We start from the raw sequence: 19,594 nt of genomic DNA, 5'->3' as shown, positions 1-19,594 counted from the left end.
CCCGCCGCGCCGTTTACGCTACCGGGGTTTCAAGCTTTCCTAACTACGCGGGTGCGTGCGTCTGGTATCTTCAGACGAGCACCACTCCCGACAGCAGCTCATCGAGGCGCGCGAGGCGCTCGGTCAGAACCGTGTCGGTACCATCTTTCTCCTTACTGACTTTTAGGCGGTCAGCCATCGTGGACAAGGCAATCATGGCCAGCAGATCCTGCTTGTCCTGAATGCCGTATTGCTCGCGAAATTCCTTGATCCGCTCACCCAACAGGCGACCAGCCATGCGCAGCCGCTCCTCGTCCTGAGGCTCAACGCGCATCGGGTAGTCCCGTTCGGCAATGCGGATTTTAATGGATAGTTCGCTCATGGGAGCAGTCGTGGGTGGGGTTGGGTGGTGATGGTTACTCCCTCAAATAGGCAAGGCACTTATCTATTTCGCGGATGTATTCGTTGAGGCGCAGTTTAAGCTCGTTGACATTGGCCGGCTCGCCGGCTATGGTATTGACAAGTTTAGTGATATTCTCCTGATTGTGGAAATCCTTCAGCTGCCGCTCCCGGTCGCGCACGTCGGCCTGCAGCTGCTGAACCGTGGTCTGGGCATCGGCCAGCTCCTCGCGCAACTGCTGATAGGCAGTCACTAAGGTGTTCACCTGCCGCTCCAGGCGGTCTAGTTGAGCAAGTTGCTGAGAGGAAGCCATTTTTTGGTTTTTGGTTTCTGGTGAAGTTAGGAATGTATCCTAATTCCTCAACCGGTATGCTTCAGTGGGTGGCAACAAGTTTATCAGTTGCTCTTTGGCCGCTAATCCTAGTGCTACAATTCTGCGCCATTCTGCATCATTCAAAATGGCGCGATTATCATAGTTATCATTACTAGGTGGAGCGTAATTATCTAACAGCTCATGCCAATCTTTAAGACAATCATACTCGGCAACTGAAACCCATGTGTCTTCCAAGAACCTCTGATAACCCTTGGTCAGAATCAAATCATCAAAGTAGCAGCACATGAACTCTACATATCCCCAATGAGGATTTGTATTGCTCTCATCCAGCCACATGTTGAGTTGTAAGTCAAGATTCGTAAGCTCTGCAATAGAATCAAGCCACCTAGCCCTCCACAGGTTTCTTTGTTCTACATCCATACAGAATCACCAAGTAACTGATGAATTATAACAGCAGCTACCGCCGGATGACGGCACCGGCCTGCTGCTCGAACTGCTGGATGAGGCGGTTCATCACCGAGTCGATGGCTTGGTCGGTTAGGGTTTGGGTGCTGTCCTGCAGGAAGAAGCTCACGGAGTAGGATTTTTTGTCGGCACCCAGGTTTTCGCCTTCGTACACGTCAAACACATTTACTTGCTGCAGGAGTTTCTTCTCGGTGCGGCGCGCAATCTGCTGGAGCTGGTCGAAGGTGACAGTTTTGTCTACCACCAGGCTCAGGTCGCGGCGTACTTCCGGGAACTTAGGCAGCTCGCGGGCTACAAGGCTGTTCTTGTACTTCTTCATCAGCCAGTCCCAGTCCAGCTCGGCGTACCACACGGGCTGGCTCACGTCCAGCTTCTTCAGGATGGCCCCCGACACAGCCCCGAGTTGCGCCACCGGCTGGTTCTGGGCCAGCAGCGTGAGGCCGCCGGCCAGGTACGGGTGCTGCACCGGCTGCAAAGAGGGTGCCGGGAAGCCCAGCGCGGCCAGCACCTGCTGCACCGCGCCGGCCAGCTGGTGGTAGGTGCTTTTGTCGGACTTTTGCTGCCAGGTTTCGGCGGCGGTGTTGCCGGTGAGGTAGAGCACCAGCTTGTTGCGCTCTTCGTACTCGCCGTTGGCTTTGCGGTGGTAGGTTTTGCCGAACTCGTAGAGCTTCAGGTCGCGCTGGCGGCGGTTTACGTTGTGGCGCACCACTTCCAGGCCGCTGTGCAACAGCGTGGGGCGCAGCACGTTCAGCTCGGCGCTGTTGAAGTTGAGCAGGCGCACCAAGGCCTCGTCCGTTTCGCCTTCCTTCTCGAAGTAGACCGAGTTGGTGATGGAGTTGGTGATGATTTCGGAGAAACCCTGCCCGCTGAGCAGCCGCGCCGTGTTCTGGCGGATAATTTCCGGGTCGGGGTTCGGGAACGTAGCCAGGAACGAGGCCGAGTTGTGCGGGCGCAAAGCCACGTGGTTGTAGCCGTAGATGCGCAGAATCTCCTCAATCACATCGGCCTCGCGGGTCACGTCTACCTTGTGCGGCGGCACCGACAGCAGCCATTCGGCGTGGCCGGCCTCATCCGTCAGCTCTTCGGCAATCAGGATGTCGAGGTCGGTGAGGATCTGGCGAATACGCTCGGGCGCGATGAACTGGCCCACCAGCTTCTCGACGCGGGGCAAGCGCAGCCGCACCGGGAAGTGCGCAATGTGCGTGGGGTACTCGTCCACGATGGGGGCGGCTACGGTAGCGCCGGCCACTTCCTGCAGCAGCAGGGCGGCGCGTTTCAGGGCCACGGGCACCATGTGTGGGTCGGTGCCCCGCTCGAAGCGGAAGGAGGCGTCGGTTTTGAGCTGGTGCACCTGGCCGGTTTTGCGCACGGCGGCAGGCTGGAAGTAGGCGCTTTCCAGGAACACGCGGGTAGTAGATCCAGATACGCCTGAGGTTTTGCCGCCGAACACGCCGGCCAGCGCCATCGGGGCACCGGTGGCATCCGCAATAACCAGGTCTTCGGCGCGCAGGGTGCGCTCCGTGCCGTCGAGGGTGGTGAATTTCTCGCCGGCGGCGGCGCGCTTCACCCGAATCTGGTTGCCGGTAATCTGGTCGGCGTCGAAGGCGTGCAGGGGCTGGCCCAGCTCGTGCAGCACGAAGTTGGTGACGTCTACCACGTTGTTGATGGGCGACAGGCCGATGCTGCGCAGGCGGCGCTGCAGCCACTCCGGCGACGGGCCCACCGTCACGTTTTCCAGCAGCAGGCCGGCGTAGCGCGGGTTGGCTTCGGCGTCTTCAATGGTCACGCGGATGTTCTGCGCGGCCTCGGCGGGCGCATGGAACTTGCTGCTATCGGGCAGGTGGCAGGGCTGGCGCAGCAGGGCGCGCAGCTCGCGGGCCACCCCGAAGTGCGATGCAGCATCGGCGCGGTTCGGGGTCAGCCCGATTTCGAATACGGAGTCGGAGCCCAGGCCGAAGTAGTCGGCGGCGGGGGTGCCGTTGGGCAGGTCGGTGTCGAGCACCATAATGCCGGCGTGCGACTGGCCCAGCCCGATTTCATCTTCGGCGCAGATCATGCCTTCGGAGGCCGCGCCGCGGATTTTGGACTTCTTGATTTTGAATGGCTCGCCCTGCGCCGGGTAGAGCGTGGCGCCTTCCAGGGCCACTACCACGCGCTGGCCGGCATCTACGTTGGGGGCGCCGCACACAATCTGGCGGATGGTGCCGTCGCCCACGTCCACGGTCGTGAGGCTGAGCTTGTCGGCGTCGGGGTGTTTTTCGCGGGTCAGGACGGTGCCCAGCACCACGCCGCGCAGGCCGCCGGGGATGCTTTCCAGCTCCTCAATGCCTTCCACTTCCAGCCCGGAGCCGGTCAGGAGCTTCCCGATTTCCTCGGCGGGTTTGTCGGTCGGAATAAGGGTACGGAGCCAGTCGTAGGATATTTTCATCGTGTAGGTCGGTTGTCGGAGGCCAGTGGTCAGGCGCGGTGCGGCTGCGTGGCCCGGCAAAGGTACGGATTCGGGCGGGCGGCTTCAATGGCTGCTTTCCGGCCTCAGGGGCCGGGGCCGCCGGGCTTACTTATGCGGTTCGCCGGCGTGGGCGGCGTGGTCGTGGAAGGCCTGCTCGCCGGCCGGTATTTCCACGGGCAGGCGGTTGTCCTGGGGCGGGACGGGGCAGGCGAAGCCGTTGTTGTAGGCGCAGAACGGGTTGTAGGCCTCGTTGAAATCGAGCACTATGTCGGTGGCGCCGGCGGCGGGCTTGGCTACATCGAGGTAGCGGCCGCCGCCGTAGGTGGCAAAGCCGTTGGTGCGGTCGGTGAAGGGCACGAAGAGCGTGGAGTCTTTGCCGTCGGCCTTGAGGAAGAGCGTGAGCTGGTGCTGCTGCTTGTTGAGCGCGAAGGAGGCCCGGCCCCAGCGCAGGTACTTGTCGGCCTTGCCATCGGTGAGGGACATTTCTATGGTGTCGCGCTGCGCGAAGACTTCCAGTTCGGCCTCCAGCCGGTAGTCTTTGTTGGGGGCGTAGTAGCGCAGGCTGTCGAATACTTCGCGCTGCTCGCTGCTAAGCGGGGAGCCCTGTACGCGGCGGAAACTGTCGGTTTTTTCCTGGCGGGCTTTGCGCAGCCGGGCTGCATACTGGTCGTCGTTGAAGACAAGGTCCTGCAGGAAATAGCCGAACACGACGAGCAGGCCGAGGCCGATGAGCAACTTGGGATTGATACGCATGGCCGCAAAGGTACCGCTTGCGGGCCAAGTGGGGTGCGGGCTGCCCGAGGGTGTTTTGCTTCAGTCCGGAGGTGTTTTGCTTCGGTCGGAGGGTGTTTTGCTTTAGTCGGGAGGTGTTTTACGTTAGTCGGAGGGTGTTTCGTGTTGGTCGGAGGGTGTTTCGTGTTGGTCGGGGGGTGTTTTGTCTTAGTCGGAAGGTGTTTTGCCCTCGTCGGGAGGTGTTGTGCGTTAGTCGGAGAATGTTTCGCGTTGGTCGGGGCCGTTGCACCAGGCATCGTTCAACAACGAGACGCAAGTAGGCGTCTCTACACCGTTTTGGAGGCTTGTAGTGGCTCCTATGACCGAAGCGCCGCTTCGGGGTACTTTATGCACTTATGCTACAGCATGCCTTCGTCGGCGAAGCTGTAGTAGCCGGCATCGGTGTAGATGAGGTGGTCGAGGATGGGCAGGTCGAGGAACTGGCCGGCTTCCTTGAGCTTGCGGGTGAGGGCAATGTCGGCGGCGCTGGGGTTTTTGTTGCCGCTGGGGTGGTTGTGCACCAGAATCACGCTGCTGGCCAGCTGCTCCAGCGCCTCCTTGAAAATCAGTTTCGGGTCGGCGACGGTGCCGGCCACCCCGCCCCGGCTGATGCTGACGGTGCGCATGACCACGTTGGCGCGGTTGAGCAGCACCACCCAGAACTCTTCGTGCGGCAAATCCTGCAGATGCGGCTGCACCACGCGGTAGATGTCGCGGGAGTTGGTGATGGTGGTGCGGGCCGGCGCATCGGCTTCTTTGCGGCGGCGGCCCAGCTCCAGCGCGGCCACAATGGTAATGGCCTTGGCCTCGCCGATGCCTTTCTGGCGCATCAGCTCTTTCAGCGAGAAGCGGGCCAGGGCGTTCAGGTCGTTGTTGGCGGCGTTCAGCACCAGCTTGGCCACGTCCACGGCTGAGAGCCTGGCGGTGCCGGAGCCCAGCAGAATGGCCATCAGCTCGGCATCGGAAAGGGCGGCGCGGCCCTTCTGCATCAGCTTTTCGCGGGGCCGGTCTTCCTCTGCCCAGCTCTTGATGCCGAAAGAGGTGGGGGTTTCATAGGGGGCCGGCGCGGGCGCGGCGGGGATATTTCCGGTCAGATTGTCAAACTCCTGCATAAGGCATTGTTGTTGTAGACCCCGGAAAATAAAGCAAAAACCCCGCATCCGCGTCTGCCTTCCGGCGGCCCGGCTCAAACCAATTCTACCTAGCGCGGGTTTGCGTTCAGTTATATGTCAAGAAGCCTGTTTCCTTTTCTGTTTTTTGGGGTAGTTATTCTGGGTGAGTGGTACGGCTTTCAGGCCGTGCGCGCCGCCGTGCAGCACGCTACCCCCGGTACCCGCCGCCTAGTTTCGGCTCTTTACTGGCTGGTTACGGTACTGGCCTGGGGCCTGGGCGTGTGGGCCATGCGCAACCGCCACGAGCATGTGTCCTTCCGCTCCTATGCCGGCGGGCTGCTGCTGGCGCTGCTGGCCGCCAAACTCGTGGTGGTAGTGCCGCTGCTGCTCGAAGATGTGGTGCGGCTGGGCCGCTGGGCTATGCAGCGCCTGAGTCCGGCTGCCGGTACGGCCAGCGGCACGGCTATTTCGCGGAGTGAGTTTCTGAGCAAGGCTGCGCTGCTGGCCGGGGCCATTCCGTTTGTATCGTTGCTGTGGGGCATGGCCAAGGGCGGCACCGACTACACGGTGAAGCGCGTGACGCTGCGTTTCCCCAACCTGCCGGCTTCCTTCGATGGGTTTAAGCTGCTGCAGATTTCGGATTTGCACGCCGGCTCCTTCCATTCCAAAGAGCCGCTGCAGCGGGCCGTGGAGCTCATCAACCAGCAGAACGCGGATCTGGTGTTCATGACCGGCGACCTGGTGAACAACTACGCCCACGAGGTGGAAGAGCACATTGATACGCTGGCCGGCATCAAAACGGCGCTGCCCATCTACTCGGTGCTCGGCAACCACGACTACGCTGACTACGTGAACTGGGAGGCGGAAGGTGGTGCCACCGCCAAAGCCGCCAACCTGGCCCGCATCAAGCAGAACCACGCCAAAATTGGCTGGGAGCTGCTGCTTGATGAGGCCCGCACGGTGGAGCGCAACGGCGAGAAAATTGCGGTGCTGGGCGTGCAGAACTGGGGGGCCCGGGGCTTTGCGCAGTACGGCAAGCTGGCGCAGGCCCACGCCGCCGCCGACCCGGCCGCGCCGTTCAAAATCCTGCTTTCCCACGACCCTTCGCACTGGGACGCCGAGGTGCACGGCTTCGAGGATATCGACCTGACGCTTTCGGGCCACACGCACGGCATGCAGTTTGGCGTAAACCTGCCCTGGATGAAGTGGAGCCCCGTGCAGTACGTGTACAAGCAGTGGGCCGGGCTCTACCAGCGCGGCCAGCAGTATCTGTACGTGAATACCGGGCTGGGCTTTATCGGCTACCACGGCCGCGTGGGGTTCCTGCCCGAAATTACGGTGTTTGAATTGCGCCGCGCCTAACCGGCAGCTGACCTGCACAACCCTTCAGAAAAGGCCGTTCCGAAACTTCGGAACGGCCTTTTTGCCGGCGCGGTGGCGGCCCGGTAACCACCGGCCAAGCGCCACCGTATATGCGCCACCAGGATTTCCTGCCCTACTCTCTCCTTTTCCACAACCTCTCCCTCCCCTCTCATGAAAAAGACCCTCTTCCTCCTGTCGGCGGTAGCCTCCCTCTCCCTGGCTTCGTGCTCCGACAACAAAACGGCCACCACGGACACAACTACCTCGGCCGATGGCATGACCACCACGACCACGACCACCACAACCACCGCCTACTCCGACGAAGCCATTCAGCAGCGCGCCGACCGGATTGCGGCGGCCATGGCGGCCAAGATGAAGTTCGATGATGCCACCCGCGAGAAGGTGCGCACCGTGTACATCAACCGGGGCAAGCGCCTGGGCGAGCTGCAGGCGCAGTATACCACCGACACCACCGGCATGGCCGCCGCCATGCGCACGGCCTACTCCGACGCCGACCTGGAACTGAAAACGGTGTTCACCGACCCTACGCAATACTCAGCCTACGAGGCCAGCCGCGTGGAATACATGGACGACCGGTACATGGACGACGCTTCGATGTCGGCCAGCTCGTCGGACATGAGCACTACGGCAGATAACTCTGGCACCGCAGAATCGGGCACGGAAATCAGCAAGATGAAAGTGAAAGGCGACGGCGACGTAAAAATCAAAGACGTGGAAGGCAACAAGATGAAGATAGACGGCGACGACGGCACCATGAAGACCAAAACCACCGACGGCACCAAAACCAAAGTAGAATAGACGCTGCTACAGCCGTAAACCGGCCAGCTTTCCAGAAATCCGCACCGCTCGTCGGTGCGGATTTTTGTTGGTTGATTCCTGTTGCGCAGTTTCCATAAAAGCTCGAACCTGCAACGGTCCGGGCTTTTTTTGGCTCTGTTGTTGGCTACCTTGCGGATTACTGGCGTTACTACTGGTTGATGAGCTTACTGAATTCTCTTTTTGCACCGCTGTTCCATTGGGTGAAGTTGAGTAGCCGCCGGGGCTGGAGCCTGAGTGGCCTGCTGCTGGTGCTGCTCTGGGGCACTGCCTCTGCGCAGGTTCGTGTTTCGGGCTCGGTGCTGGAAGCCGGCACGGGCCGCTCCATTCCGGGAGCGGCAGTAATCGTGCAGGGCACCGGCCGCGGCACCGTCGCAGACCAGGAAGGCGACTTCCGGATTGACGTCAGCAGCCGCGACACGCTGGTTTTCCGGTCCGTGGGCTTCAAGACCCGCCGGGTCCCGATGGGCAATACGGGCCTTTCGCAGCTGGTTATTCAGGTGTCGATGATGCGCGACAGTGTGCTACTGGGCGAAGTGCGGGTGACGGAAGGCCGCCCCGACCGTGCGGCCATCAACCGGGCCCTGCGCAACATCAAGCGCCCCAGCACGGCCCCCACCAGCGCCGTGAAGCGCGCTCCGGCGCCGCGCCCGCTCTTTCCCGTCGATAGTATTGCGCCCCGGGCCGTGGCCCCTACCCTGGCCAGCCCCGTCAGCCTGATTTATGAGCAGTTTTCCCGCGCCGGCCAGGAGCGCCGCAAGATGGAGGAAATCAGGGCCCGCGAAGCCGCCGAACAAGCCCGCAAAGCGCGCCAGAAGTACAACAAGAACTTCAGGGACAACCGCGGCTACGAAGAATAGTGCGAGTCGCTTCGCCTGAGTGCCCAGCCACCACGGCCGGCGGCGCCTAAACCAACCCGCCGGGCCGCGGGGCCGTAAGCCCGAAGATGAAAATCGGGTATCCCTGCATCAATCAGTCGCTCGACTGCACCTCGTCGTCCACGTTCCGGCTGGCCTCCTACTCCGATGAGCGGGTGGAGCAGACCGTGGCCGCGAACCTGGCCTGCCTGCAGGAGATTCTGGAATACAATGTGGCACACGGCCTGCTGTTTTTCCGCATCAGCTCGGGTATAGTGCCGTTTGGGTCGCACCCCATCAACACCTTCCCCTGGCAAACCCGTTTTGCGGCCGAATTCCGGGCCATCGGCGACTATATCAAGGCGCACAACATGCGGGTTTCGCTGCACCCCGACCAGTTTGTGGTGCTCAACTCGCCGAGTCCCGATATTGTGCAGCGCAGCATTGCCGAGCTGGTGTACCAGGGCTCGATGCTGGATCTGATGGGCCTTGATACTACCGCTAAGCTCCAGATTCACCTTGGGGGACTCTACGGCGACCGGGACGCCGCTATTGGGCGGTTTGTGGCCACGTTTCAGACCCTGCCGGAAGCCGTGAAGGTGCGGCTGGTCGTCGAAAACGACGACCGGCTGTTTAGCCTGCAGGACTGCCTGCGCCTGCACGCTGCCACCGGCACGCCCATTCTGTTCGACAACTTCCACCACGAGTGCCTCAACCATGGCGAGCCGATGCCGGAAGCCCTGCGTCTGGCCGCCGCCACCTGGCACCCCACCCGCGACGGTGTGCTGATGATGGACTACAGTTCCCAGTCGCCGGGCGAGCGGAAAGGCAAGCACGTCAGCTCCATTCAGGAAGACCTGTTTCGCGGTTTCCTCCGCGACCTGGGCGACCTGGACGTGGACATCATGCTGGAAGTAAAAGACAAGGAAGCCAGCGCCCACCGGGCCTGCGGCATTCTGCGTGAGCTGAGCCTGGTGCCGGCCGCGCCGGAAGGGTACGTAGCGCCTACTTTCCAGCCTGCCGCCGAGCTGGCTGCGCCCAAACCACGTAAGCCCCGGGCTGCCAAATCTTCTACTCAAGGCTAGTACCGCCTGTTTTCTTTCTGACTCCTACTATTTTCCTTCTCTTGAATATGACCACCGACCTGCTCAACGCCACTATTCACGCCCTGCAAACGGGCCTCACCAGCATTCCGCTCAGCGCCGCCCAAGACAACACCGAAACCTGGCAGCACCAGCTGCTGCAAAGCGGCGAGCCCGCGCTGCAGGACATTGGCCGGGAACTGGGGAATCTGCAGTCGTTGCTGAGCAGCGGCTCCCTGAATGCCGCCAGCATTGGCCGTTCGCTCAGCATGCTGGGGGCCCAGACTACCCAGGCGGCCACGCACGCTGAGGAGGAGCTGCAAGCCACTCTGCGCACCCTCGGCGACCAACTGTTGGAGGCTGGCCGTAAGCTGGAAACCCAGGCCGCCGCTTAGCCGCCACCATTCATTACATAGAAAAGCCCGCTTCTGAACTGCAGAAGCGGGCTTTTCTATGGTGTTCGGGGCAGCTTAGCGCTGCGCCGGAATGGTGGTGCTCTGCGTGTTAGTGCGCCGCGAATTGGGGTTTGTGCGCGGTGCGTTAGGAGCATCGGCACGGCGGACGGGGGCGCTGTTCTGGTTTATCATGCGCTCCTCCATAGTTGCGGGCCGTTGCATGGGTTGGCCAACCGAAGTACCGGTACCTGCCCCCGTGGTTATCTGGGTGGGGCTGGTGCCAATCCCGATTTGCGTGGGGTTGGTGGAAGTGGGCGTGCGCTGGTCGAGCGTGCCAGGGTTGGAAGGGGCCGCTGGCGGTACGGTGGTCTGATTCAGGGAGCCGCCACGCTGCGGAGTGGTGGGCGACAATTGGGCCTGGGCAGTAGTGGCCGCTACTAGAGCGGCGGCAAAGAACAAGGTCGTTTTCATGATGCTTTCAGATTGAATTACGTGATAGTGGACTAGCTTCTGCCTTCTCTTACGGCTGATCAGGCTGCAGCGCCTTATAAAGCGGCCATAGCGCAGGTATAAAATTTTGATATTCAACACAGTGCATATTCATTTAGCTCACTCCCCCTTTCCGAGCAGGTGATATAGCCTCAATAAAAAAGCCCCTTTGGGAGGGGCTTTAGAGCGTGTTTGGAAATTTGCGAAAACGCCGTTTCTGTCATGCTGAGCTTGTCGAAGCATCTCTACCGCTTGGTTGAAAAGCCTCATACGAAGCGGTAGAGATGCTTCGACAAGCTCAGCATGACGTTCTTTTATAATTCCCAAACACACTCTTACGTCAGTAAAAAACGGGTAGACCACTGTCAGACGGCTTCGTTGGGGGCAAGAAGCTGCTCAGCCTGGTATTGCGCCAGCAGCGACGGGCTGGCCACTACCACCGTGGCGTAGCCTTTGGGCATTTCGTTGTAGAGAAGACGCAGCTGCGCATTTTCCCAGCGTTGGCCGGTGGCGGAAGAAGCCGGACCGTAGCTGCTGGTCAGCAGGGCCTGAATACCCCGGCAGTTGGCCTCACCCAGCACACGCACCTCAATGCAGCAGAGCTGGTCTTTGTAGAAGCCATAGCTGATACCGGTTACGCGGTAGCCGCCTAACACCAGCGGCTCGCCCGGCCGGGTGTAGTAGCTGATGCTGCTGGGTGCCCCCAGGCGCTGCTCAGGCACCAGCCGCCGAAACTGCTGCTTCGGCATTCCCAGCCACGACGTGCGGAGCTCCGCTCCCAGCTTCGAGGGGCGAATAGCCGCGGTGCGCTGTCCGCTGCTCGTAGCCGGCTGAGCAGCCCACGACGGCATAGTAGTGAGCAGCAAAAGCAGAAGGAGCAACCGGTGTTTCATAGCCGTGGCAATATAGCAAAAGCTATGTCTAAATGCCTGATAGAACGGGCTATTAATTTGGGCATTTCATCAAAACCGCTAGCCGGTGTTATGCACCTGAGAGCAAATTAAGGCTGGTGGCTTTGGCGAGCATGAGCCCGACAAAGGCCAGGTAGTGGAGCTGCTGCAGGCTGACGGCCAACCGCTCGTAGTCGCGGGCCAAGCGCTTGTAGCGGGCGCTCCAGCTCAGGCTGCGCTCGACGACCCAGCGACGGGGCAGCAGCACGAAGCCGCGCTTGGTGTGGCCCAGCTTGACCACCTGCAAGTCGATGCCGTGCTGCTCGGCGGCTTGGGCGGGTACTTCGCCCGTGTAGCCCTGGTCGGCATAGGCCAGCGTAACGCTCTGCCCCGACGCCACTTGCACTTCTTCGGCCAGGGCACCGACCTGCGCCCGGTCTTGTGCATTGGCCGGGGTGACGACAGCGGCCAGCAGGTGGCCCAAGGTGTCGACGGCCACGTGCACCTTGCTGCCCTTGCGCCGCTTGGCCCCGTCGTAGCCGGCCCGGTGCCCGCTCTCTGGCGTGCTCTGCAGCGTGCGCGAATCGAAAATGACGGCGCTCGCGTCGGCGGGCCGGGCCTCGTTCAGGCGCAGCACCTGGCGCAAATCGTCGGTCAGGGCTTCGAAAACGCGGGCGTCGCGCCAGCGGGCCCACTGCTGGTAGCACGTGGCCCAGGGCGGTAAATCATGGGGCAGGTAGCGCCAGGTGCAGCCGGTACGCACGACGTAGCGCAACGCGTTAAACAACTCACGCAGCGGGTATTGCCGCTGGCCTGCATCTTCCCGCACCAGCAACAGGTACGGCAGTAAAAAGCCCCATTCGTCGTCGGTCACGTCGCTGGGGTAAGCGCGGCGGGGAACTTCCATGCCCGCTAATTTCGCTCTCAAGTCCATAACACCGGCTAGGTCTGGCGCTTCTACTAAGTCCCGCTGTTGTTGAGCCGCACCTCAAGCAACTGCGCACTTCTTAGCGCTGCCCAATACCTTTTGCTTTGATTGCGCGGGGCACAGCGGGCGCGCCCGTGGCAGTGGGCGGCGGGCCGAGGTAGCTGGGCTTCAGCCCGCCGCAGTCGATGACGAGCTTTTCGAGTACCACTCCGGGGTCGACGCGCCAGAACTTGAGCGTGTGCTCCCCGGCGCCCACAGTGTGCTTCGAGGTCTTGATAATGATGTTTTCGGCCACGGCCTTTTCCCAGGGCCGGTTGCCGTTGTCGGCTATCAGTCCGGTGTGCAGGTTGATAATCTGCGGGGCTTCATCATCAAAGGACACGGCGTAACGCAGGCCCTGGCCACCCAGGAAATCCAGCGTAGGCGCCAGATAAGCCTGCACCGTTACGGGGCCGGCGCTGGTCAGCTGCACCTGGTACTCGAGGCGCGGGCTGGTGCCGCCCGGTGCGGCAGTGGGCGCGGCCGTAACCGGAAACGTGGTAACGGCACCGGCCGTGCGCCCCAGGTCGGGCAGGCGCTGCCAGGTGATGGGGCCGGCCGTTACGGCGCGGGTGTAGTTTTCGGCGTCAATGGAAATGTACTTGTTGCCGTAGTCGGCCGCCTCTATTGTCGGCTCCGAGAGAGTCGTGAGCTTGTCGGCGGGCAGGATTACCACGTCGGGCATCTTGTCGGCGGGTGGCTGCTGCCAGTAGGTGTACCCGATGTGGGTCTGGGCCATCATGTGGTTCCACTTGCCCCCGGCCAGCGCGTGGTAGCGGTTCTTGATTTCGGTGTCTTTGGCAAACAGCGCCCGGGCTTTATCGGCCAGAGCGTTGGTAGTAGCATAGCCGGCCTTGGCGGCCTGGCGGTTGCGGGCTACGGTGTAGTACAGCTCATTGAGGTTGGCACAGGCCTGCACGGGGTGCAGCACCAGCTGATAGTAGGCGTCGCGGGTTTCAGTGGGCAGTTGCTGGTTGATGGCTTCGGCGCGAGTCAGCAGGGCGTTATAGTCAGCTACCACGGCAGCCCATTCGCCGGTAGCGAGGCTATAGGTGTCGGCGTCGAGCAGCTCAGGCTTGCGGCGGGCGTTGTACTTGGCGTATTTGGCCAGGATGTCGGCAATAGCCGCCGCGTGCTTGTCGCCGAACTGCCGCGCGGCCCACTGCCGGGTGTAGGCGGCTACCTGGTCGGCACCAATGTTGTCGGGGTTCCAGGCGTAGTCGAGGAAGAAGCTGATGGGCAGCTCCATGGGTTTCAGGTCGCCCACGTTCACAATCCAGATCTGGTTGGCGCCGTACTCGTGGGCCAGGTGCATCTGCTCCCAGATGCGCGGCAGCGGATTCGTGTTCAGCCATTTGTAGTTGCGCGGCCCGCCCACATAATCGAAGTGGTAGTAGATGCCGTAGCCGCCGGCGCGGGGCTTCTCCCCCACTTTCGGGAGCTTGCGGATATTGCCCCAGTTGTCGTCGCACAGGAGCAGCGTCACGTCGGCGGGCACGCGCATGCCTTTGTCGTAATAGTCCTGCACTTCCTTGTAGAGGGCCCAGAGCTGGGGCGTCTGGGCGGCGGGCTTGCCGGTTTCTTCGGCAATGATGGTGCGCTGATCGGCCACTATCTTTTCCAGCAGCGCAATGTTGCTGTCTTCGCTCATGGGCTCGTCGCCGTCGCCGCGCATGCCCACGCTCACTATGTTTTCGCGGGTGCCCATCCGTTTGATACCGCCGCGCCAGAACTCCCGGAGCGTGGCCGCGTTGGTCTGATAGTTCCAGGCGCCTTTGCCGGCGTGCTTCCACTCCTCGTGGGCACGCGTGAGCGGCTCGTGGTGCGAGGTGCCCATCACGATGCCGTATTCGTCGGCCAGCACGGGGCTTTGCGGATCGTCTACGTTGAACATATTGCCCCACATGGCCGGCCACAGGTAGTTGCCCTTGAGGCGCAGGATCAGCTCGAACATATGCGCGTACATCTTCGAGTTGACGCCGCCGAACTTCTCCTGTGACCAATTCTGCAGCGCCGGAGCCTCATCATTGATGAAGATGCCGCGGTACTTCACTTTGGGTGTGCCCTGCGTGTGCCGGCCGGGTGCTACATACAGGGCGGTCTGCGGCCGGGTCGGCACATCGGCCCACCAGTACCAGGGCGAAACCCCGATTTGCTGCGACAAATCATAGATGCCGAAAATGGTGCCGCGCTTGTCACTGCCGGCAATTACCAGCGCCCGGTCTACGCCGGCCATTGGTTTTTCCACCACCTGCAGCACAAAGGTTTCCCACTGGCCGGCCACGCCAGCCACGTCCAGCTTCTTGCTGGAAATCAGCCCGTCAATCAGCGGACTTTTGCCGATGGTGCCGATGAGTACGACTTCCCTGCCAGTCGGGGCTTTGTCGGTTGCGAGGGTGGGCGTGAGCTTGGTAACGCGGTTGATGTCGGCCTGCAGGTCGCGGGCGGCGCGCAGCACGCCGGGCCACTCCTGAGTGCTGGCGTAGAGGGCGGCGGTTTTGCCGGCTGCTGCCAGCGGGAAGCCGCCTTTGCCCTTCTGCGCCGATACGTAAGTGGCATTCTGGGCGGTAGCCGAGCCGGCCAGCAGCAACAGAAATAACAGGAGTCTGGTAGGTAGCGTCATACAGTTCACGCAGTCTTGCGCAGTGGTTGTAGCAGGGTTTGGCCGTGCACGGCCACCGCGCAGTACTGTGGTTTTACACGGCGAAACCCTGCGTGAAAAAACTTAAAACTTCACGACTTCCCAGAAAGCCTTTTTCGGCTGCTGGTTCTGGTCGAAGAGCAAGGGGTAGTTTTTGCGGCCGGCCACGGGGTAGGTATCCAGCCAGGAATACTTGTCCGACACGTTCCAGAACGTGACGCCGGTTAGCACCTTGCGGTAGTCGCGGAAGACCCGGAAGAACATCTTGTACTGCTCGGCCTGCTTCTGCTCCAGCTCCGGCGTGTAGGCATCCGATTCGTCAGGGCGCTTGGCGCGGCGCTCTTTCTCCCAAGGGTAAATGGACACGTCCAGCTCGGTAATCTGCACTTTCAGGCCCAGCGACGCATACTGCTCGATGGCCTTGCGCAGCTCGGCCTCAGTGGGCTCCTGCAACGACCAGTGCCCCTGCAACCCCACGCCGTGTACCGGCACTTTAGCGTCTTTCAATTGCTTGAGCAGCTTGTAGATCCGCTCACGCTTTTCGGGCCGCTCGGTGTTGTAGTCGTTGTAGTACAGCTCGGCTTTGGGGTCGGCTTCGTGGGCGTATTCGAAGGCTTTGGCAATGAAGTCGTCGCCGCAGATCTGGTACCACTCCGAGTTGCGCAGAAACTCCTGCGGGTTGTCGGCAATGGCTTCGTTCACCACGTCCCAGGCGTAAATTTTACCCTTGTAGCGCTTTACCACCGCATTGATGTGGTCTTTGAGGCGCCGCAGCAGCACTTCCTTGCTGACCTGCTTGCCCTGCGCATCCTTGAACAGCCACTTCGGGGTTTGCTCGTGCCAGAGCAGGTTGTGGCCCCGCACGCGCAGCTTGTTTTTCTGCGCGAAGTCCACAATGGCGTCGGCATCGGTCCAGAAGTAGCGGTTTTCCTCCGGATGAATGGGGCCCATTTTCATGGCGTTTTCCGGCGTCACGCTGTTGAACTGTTGCCGGATCAAGTCGGCCTCACTTCCTTGCAGCTGCTGCGGCCCCACGGCCACGCCAACCGGAAAATAGTCTTTGTAGTAGTCTTTGAGGCCTTTTTCGGGCGCTGGGCGCTGGCTGCTGCACACCACAAGGCCAGTCAGCAGGAGGCCGGCGGTGGTGAGCTTGCGCAAGGAAAACAAGGTGGGTTTCATATGAGGTGGAAGAGGTTCGTCCAAGCGTTTTGCGGTGCCTGGTGAGATGTAGAGCAGACACCATATTTCATAGCTGCTCGTTGCGGATGTTGTTAAGAGGAAGTCGTTCCAGGCCAGTCATTCCAGCGCCAAGACGCGAAATATTGCGTCTCTACATTGTGCATAGCAGCACCCTTCGCTACTGCAGCGCCAGCACCACCACCGACTGCGGCGGTAGCTCCACGGCTAGGTTGCCGCTGCGCTTTCGGGCGCCGTTGAAGGTCGCCAGCTGCACTTTGCTGGGGCTGGCGAAGGTGTTGTGGTCGTTGACGTTGGCCGACGTGAGGATGCGGCCGGATACGGTTTTCCAGTTGACGCCGGGCAGGGCGGCTTCCAGTTTCAGCGTCTTTTTCGTGTCGAGGTTGACGAGGGAGACGTGCACGGTGCCGCTGGCATCTTTCGAGGCCGAGGCATTCAGGGCCGGAAGCTTCTCGCCGTTCAGCACGTAGTCGGGACTCCGGAACTGCAGGGGCAGCCATTGGGCGTCCTGATGCACCTGATACAGGTCGAAAACGTGGTAGGTGGGCGTGAGCAGCATCTTCTCCTTGTCGGTCAGTACGAGGGCCTGCAGCACGTTCACGGCCTGAGCCAGGTTGGCCCCGCGCACCCGGTCGGAGTGGTTGTTGAAGATGTTGAGGGTAGTGGCGGCCACCAGCGCGTCGCGCAGGGAGTTCTGCTGAAATAGAAAGCCGGGGTTGGTGCCGGGCTCCACGTCGGTCCACACGCCCCACTCGTCCACCAGCAGCGCCACCTTTTTCTGGGGGTCATACTTGTCCATGATGGCGGCGTGACGCGTCACGATATCATCCATTTTCAGGCAGTTGCGCACCGTATTGAAGTACTGCGCCTCCGTGAAGCCGGTGGCTTTGCCCTTGCTGCCGGTCCAGCTGCCGGTGGGCAGCGTGTACTGGTGCAGCGTGAGGCCCCACATCTGGTCGAGCGGGATTTTCTTCATGCACGTCTCGGTCCAGTTGGCGTCGTCGCCGTTGGCACCGCTCACGATACGCTTGAGCGGCGGGCTGCCGGGGTGGTTGCGGGCGAAAGTGGCGTAGCGCTTGTACACGTCGGTGTAATAGTCGGCCGTCATGTTGCCGCCGCAGCCCCAGCTTTCATTGCCGATGCCCCACCACGTGACGCCGTAGGGCGCAGGGTGGCCGTTTTGGCGGCGCTGCTGCGTGAGGGGCGTATCGGCGTTGGAGTTGAGGTATTCCATCCAGGTGGCCATTTCCTGCACCGTGCCGCTGCCCACGTTGGCCGCCAGATACGGCTCAGCGCCCAGCAGCTTGCACAGCTCCAAAAATTCGTGCGTGCCGAAGCTGTTGTCCTCCACTACGTCGCCCCACCAGCTGTTGATGGTGGCGGGGCGCTGGGCCGTGGGGCCCACTCCGTCGCGCCAGTGGTAGCTGTCGGCGAAGCAGCCGCCGGGCCAGCGCAGGTTGGGTACCTTAATCTTGCGCAGGGCCTCCACAATATCCATCCGGATGCGGCCCTGCTTGGGTACATTCAGCTTTTCATCCACCCAAAAGCCGTCGTAAATGCACCGGCCCAGGTGCTCGGCAAAATGTCCGTAAATGTGCTTGCTGATGACGACTTTCGGGTCGCCGGGCTGCACGGTTACGGGTATGGTTTGAGCGGCGGCCGGGGCAGCCGTTGTCAGCAGAAAGCCAGCAGCCAGAGTGTGCAACGCGAGGTAGGGCAAGGAGAAAAGTCGGGGCATAGGCGAAGCTAGAGTAAGCATAAAAAAAACGTCGTGCTGAGCTTGGCAAAGCACTTCTGCCTGCTTCATTGGGCCAGCGCCCAGCGAAGCGGCAGAGATGCTTGGCTATGCCGACCTTCGGTTCGACAAACTCAGCACGACGTTCTGTGGTTTTAATCGGTACCGTTATTTCCGCAACTTAAACGGCCCCGGCCGGCCCCTCCCCTCGGGTTCCCACGCCCTGTAGCAGGCCAGCCGGTTTCGTTTAAGAATTGCGGATTAGATGTACTGGTTGATGATGGCTTCGAGCCACTCCTGCTTGCCGCTGCGGGCTTCCGGCTCGCCGTGCTCCAGCGCAATGCGGCGCAAATCTTCCAGCGTGAGCTGGCCTTTCTCGAAAGCCGCACCCTGGCCACTGTCGAAGGAGGCGTAGCGCTCCTTGCGGAACTTGCGGTACGGCGACTTCACCAGGATGTCGTTGGCCACTACCAGAGCACGGGCAAACGTGTCCATGCCGCTGATGTGCGCAATGAAGATGTCCTCCAGGTCCGTCGAGTTGCGGCGGGTTTTGGCGTCGAAGTTGATGCCGCCGGGCGTGATGCCGCCGTGCTCCAGAATGATGAGCATCGACTCGGTCAGCTCGTTCAGGTTGTTCGGAAACTGGTCGGTGTCCCAGCCGTTCTGGTAGTCGCCGCGGTTGGCGTCCATCGAGCCCAGCATGCCCGCGTCGGCGGCCACCTGCAGCTCGTGCTGGAAGGTGTGGCCAGCCAGCGTGGCGTGGTTGATTTCCAGGTTCAGCATAAAATCCTTTTCCAGGCCGTACTCTTTCAGGAAGCCGATGACGGTAGCGGCGTCGAAGTCGTACTGGTGCTTGGTGGGCTCAGCGGGCTTTGGCTCAATAAAGAACTTGCCCTGGAAGCCCTGCTTGCGGGCGTAGTCGCGGGCCATGCTCAAGAAGCGGCCCATGTGCTCCTGCTCACGCTTCATGTCGGTGTTAAGCAGGGTCATGTAGCCTTCGCGGCCACCCCAGAACACGTAGTTTTCGCCGTTCAGGGCAATGGTGGCGTCCAGCGCGTTCAGCACCTGGGTACCGGCGTGGGCCACCACCGCAAAGTCGGGGTTGGTGGAGGCGCCGTTCATGTAGCGCGGGTTCGAAAACACGTTGGCCGTGCCCCACAGCAGCTTAATGCCGGTTTCCTGCTGCTTCTGCTTGGCGTACTCTACAATGCGCTGCAGGTTGCCTTCGTACTCGCTCAGCGAAGAGCCTTCGTCCACTAGGTCGATGTCGTGGAAGCAGTAGTAAGGCGTGCCGAGCTTGGTGAAAAACTCAAAGGCAGCGTCCATCTTGTCTTTGGCGCGCCCAATGATTTCGTGGTGAGAGTCCCAGGCAAACTGCTTGGTGCCGGGGCCAAATGGGTCGCCGCCGGTGCCGGTGAAGGTGTGCCAGTACGAAACCGCAAAGCGCAGGTGCTCCTTCATGGTCTTGCCGGCTACCATGCGGTTTTCGTCGTACCACTTAAACGCCAGCGGGTTGTCCGACTCGCGCCCTTCGAATTTTATGGTGTCGATGCCCTTGAAGAACTCGGTTTTAGACAGCGTGTTGGTTGACATAGAATTGGGTAGTTGATTGGGCCAAAACTTGATTTAACG

At 61.3% G+C, this 19,594-nt stretch carries 18 protein-coding genes; 5 read left to right on the top strand and 13 right to left on the bottom strand.

The genetic code is table 11. The annotated features are described in order from the left end of the window. Positions 1-70: 70 nt before the first annotated feature. The 6 genes from BUE15_RS17090 to radC form a co-directional block, all read right to left on the bottom strand. The gene (locus tag BUE15_RS17090; RefSeq protein WP_044014150.1) at positions 71-361 is read right to left on the bottom strand and encodes a cell division protein ZapA; all 291 of its coding nucleotides are present in this window, start codon (positions 359-361) and stop codon (positions 71-73) included. Between the two features lie 34 nt (positions 362-395). Continuing rightward, entirely contained in the window at positions 396-692 is a 297-nt protein-coding gene (locus BUE15_RS17085) for a hypothetical protein (RefSeq protein WP_073287816.1), read from the bottom strand. A 39-nt stretch (positions 693-731) separates the two neighbouring features. After that, on the bottom strand, positions 732-1,133 hold the full coding sequence (locus BUE15_RS21720) for a hypothetical protein (RefSeq protein WP_139252373.1): 402 nt from the start codon (positions 1,131-1,133) through the stop codon (positions 732-734). Positions 1,134-1,170: 37 nt separating this feature from the next. Continuing rightward, positions 1,171-3,606, bottom strand: a complete 2,436-nt coding sequence (pheT, locus tag BUE15_RS17080) for a phenylalanine--tRNA ligase subunit beta (RefSeq protein ID WP_073287814.1) — start codon at positions 3,604-3,606, stop codon at positions 1,171-1,173. A gap of 126 nt (positions 3,607-3,732) precedes the next feature. After that, entirely contained in the window at positions 3,733-4,380 is a 648-nt protein-coding gene (locus BUE15_RS17075; RefSeq protein ID WP_084549142.1) for a DUF1684 domain-containing protein, read from the bottom strand. A gap of 377 nt (positions 4,381-4,757) precedes the next feature. Beyond that, positions 4,758-5,510, bottom strand: a complete 753-nt coding sequence (gene radC, locus BUE15_RS17070; RefSeq protein ID WP_084549141.1) for a RadC family protein — start codon at positions 5,508-5,510, stop codon at positions 4,758-4,760. 114 nt (positions 5,511-5,624) lie between these two features. On the opposite strand from radC, the gene BUE15_RS17065 reads away from it, so the two are divergent. The 5 genes from BUE15_RS17065 (at position 5,625) to BUE15_RS17045 (ending at position 10,043) form a co-directional block, all read left to right on the top strand. Beyond that, the gene (locus BUE15_RS17065) at positions 5,625-6,872 is read left to right on the top strand and encodes a metallophosphoesterase (protein WP_073287812.1); all 1,248 of its coding nucleotides are present in this window, start codon (positions 5,625-5,627) and stop codon (positions 6,870-6,872) included. Positions 6,873-7,043: 171 nt separating this feature from the next. Continuing rightward, positions 7,044-7,691, top strand: coding sequence for a hypothetical protein (locus BUE15_RS17060; protein WP_073287810.1), 648 nt, complete (start codon positions 7,044-7,046; stop codon positions 7,689-7,691). Positions 7,692-7,870: 179 nt separating this feature from the next. Beyond that, on the top strand, positions 7,871-8,569 hold the full coding sequence (locus BUE15_RS17055; protein ID WP_084549140.1) for a carboxypeptidase-like regulatory domain-containing protein: 699 nt from the start codon (positions 7,871-7,873) through the stop codon (positions 8,567-8,569). 86 nt (positions 8,570-8,655) lie between these two features. Further along, complete coding sequence (gene uvsE / locus BUE15_RS17050; RefSeq protein WP_084549139.1) at positions 8,656-9,651, top strand: UV DNA damage repair endonuclease UvsE; 996 nt, start codon at positions 8,656-8,658, stop codon at positions 9,649-9,651. A 47-nt stretch (positions 9,652-9,698) separates the two neighbouring features. Beyond that, positions 9,699-10,043 carry a hypothetical protein gene (locus BUE15_RS17045; RefSeq protein ID WP_073287808.1) on the top strand — a complete coding sequence of 115 codons (345 nt, stop codon included), beginning with the start codon at positions 9,699-9,701 and terminating at the stop codon, positions 10,041-10,043. Positions 10,044-10,118: 75 nt separating this feature from the next. On the opposite strand, the gene BUE15_RS17040 is transcribed toward BUE15_RS17045, so the two are convergent. From BUE15_RS17040 to xylA, 7 genes are all read right to left on the bottom strand, one after another. Next, a complete protein-coding gene (locus BUE15_RS17040; protein ID WP_073287806.1) occupies positions 10,119-10,514 on the bottom strand; it encodes a hypothetical protein in 396 nt (131 codons plus the stop codon). A gap of 383 nt (positions 10,515-10,897) precedes the next feature. Beyond that, on the bottom strand, positions 10,898-11,425 hold the full coding sequence (locus BUE15_RS17035; RefSeq protein ID WP_073287804.1) for a hypothetical protein: 528 nt from the start codon (positions 11,423-11,425) through the stop codon (positions 10,898-10,900). 88 nt (positions 11,426-11,513) lie between these two features. Beyond that, positions 11,514-12,329: an IS5 family transposase gene (locus BUE15_RS17030; RefSeq protein WP_073287802.1), complete on the bottom strand. Its 816-nt coding sequence runs from the start codon at positions 12,327-12,329 to the stop codon at positions 11,514-11,516. Between the two features lie 100 nt (positions 12,330-12,429). Continuing rightward, positions 12,430-15,012: a glycosyl hydrolase 115 family protein gene (locus BUE15_RS17025; RefSeq protein WP_073287800.1), complete on the bottom strand. Its 2,583-nt coding sequence runs from the start codon at positions 15,010-15,012 to the stop codon at positions 12,430-12,432. Between the two features lie 102 nt (positions 15,013-15,114). Then, positions 15,115-16,209, bottom strand: a complete 1,095-nt coding sequence (locus BUE15_RS17020; RefSeq protein WP_139252372.1) for an endo-1,4-beta-xylanase — start codon at positions 16,207-16,209, stop codon at positions 15,115-15,117. A 178-nt stretch (positions 16,210-16,387) separates the two neighbouring features. Next, positions 16,388-17,965 carry an alpha-N-arabinofuranosidase gene (locus BUE15_RS17015; RefSeq protein ID WP_073287841.1) on the bottom strand — a complete coding sequence of 526 codons (1,578 nt, stop codon included), beginning with the start codon at positions 17,963-17,965 and terminating at the stop codon, positions 16,388-16,390. A gap of 258 nt (positions 17,966-18,223) precedes the next feature. Continuing rightward, positions 18,224-19,555, bottom strand: coding sequence for a xylose isomerase (xylA, locus tag BUE15_RS17010; RefSeq protein ID WP_073287798.1), 1,332 nt, complete (start codon positions 19,553-19,555; stop codon positions 18,224-18,226). Between the last annotated feature and the right edge of the window lie 39 nt (positions 19,556-19,594).

It is taken from the genome of Hymenobacter psychrotolerans DSM 18569 (assembly GCF_900142395.1).
Classification (GTDB): domain Bacteria; phylum Bacteroidota; class Bacteroidia; order Cytophagales; family Hymenobacteraceae; genus Hymenobacter; species Hymenobacter psychrotolerans.
This window is presented reverse-complemented; position numbering and strand designations above follow the sequence as displayed.

Coding starts and splice junctions, on each gene's coding strand:
- BUE15_RS17020 (WP_139252372.1), bottom strand. CDS start 16,209: ATGAAACCCACCTTGTTTTCCTTGCGCAAGCTCACCACCGCCGGCCTC.
- BUE15_RS17015 (WP_073287841.1), bottom strand. CDS start 17,965: ATGCCCCGACTTTTCTCCTTGCCCTACCTCGCGTTGCACACTCTGGCT.
- BUE15_RS17035 (WP_073287804.1), bottom strand. CDS start 11,425: ATGAAACACCGGTTGCTCCTTCTGCTTTTGCTGCTCACTACTATGCCG.
- BUE15_RS21720 (WP_139252373.1), bottom strand. CDS start 1,133: ATGGATGTAGAACAAAGAAACCTGTGGAGGGCTAGGTGGCTTGATTCT.
- BUE15_RS17075 (WP_084549142.1), bottom strand. CDS start 4,380: ATGCGTATCAATCCCAAGTTGCTCATCGGCCTCGGCCTGCTCGTCGTG.
- BUE15_RS17055 (WP_084549140.1), top strand. CDS start 7,871: ATGAGCTTACTGAATTCTCTTTTTGCACCGCTGTTCCATTGGGTGAAG.
- radC (WP_084549141.1), bottom strand. CDS start 5,510: ATGCAGGAGTTTGACAATCTGACCGGAAATATCCCCGCCGCGCCCGCG.
- BUE15_RS17025 (WP_073287800.1), bottom strand. CDS start 15,012: ATGACGCTACCTACCAGACTCCTGTTATTTCTGTTGCTGCTGGCCGGC.
- BUE15_RS17045 (WP_073287808.1), top strand. CDS start 9,699: ATGACCACCGACCTGCTCAACGCCACTATTCACGCCCTGCAAACGGGC.
- xylA (WP_073287798.1), bottom strand. CDS start 19,555: ATGTCAACCAACACGCTGTCTAAAACCGAGTTCTTCAAGGGCATCGAC.
- BUE15_RS17040 (WP_073287806.1), bottom strand. CDS start 10,514: ATGAAAACGACCTTGTTCTTTGCCGCCGCTCTAGTAGCGGCCACTACT.
- uvsE (WP_084549139.1), top strand. CDS start 8,656: ATGAAAATCGGGTATCCCTGCATCAATCAGTCGCTCGACTGCACCTCG.
- BUE15_RS17060 (WP_073287810.1), top strand. CDS start 7,044: ATGAAAAAGACCCTCTTCCTCCTGTCGGCGGTAGCCTCCCTCTCCCTG.
- BUE15_RS17090 (WP_044014150.1), bottom strand. CDS start 361: ATGAGCGAACTATCCATTAAAATCCGCATTGCCGAACGGGACTACCCG.
- pheT (WP_073287814.1), bottom strand. CDS start 3,606: ATGAAAATATCCTACGACTGGCTCCGTACCCTTATTCCGACCGACAAA.
- BUE15_RS17030 (WP_073287802.1), bottom strand. CDS start 12,329: ATGGAAGTTCCCCGCCGCGCTTACCCCAGCGACGTGACCGACGACGAA.
- BUE15_RS17085 (WP_073287816.1), bottom strand. CDS start 692: ATGGCTTCCTCTCAGCAACTTGCTCAACTAGACCGCCTGGAGCGGCAG.
- BUE15_RS17065 (WP_073287812.1), top strand. CDS start 5,625: ATGTCAAGAAGCCTGTTTCCTTTTCTGTTTTTTGGGGTAGTTATTCTG.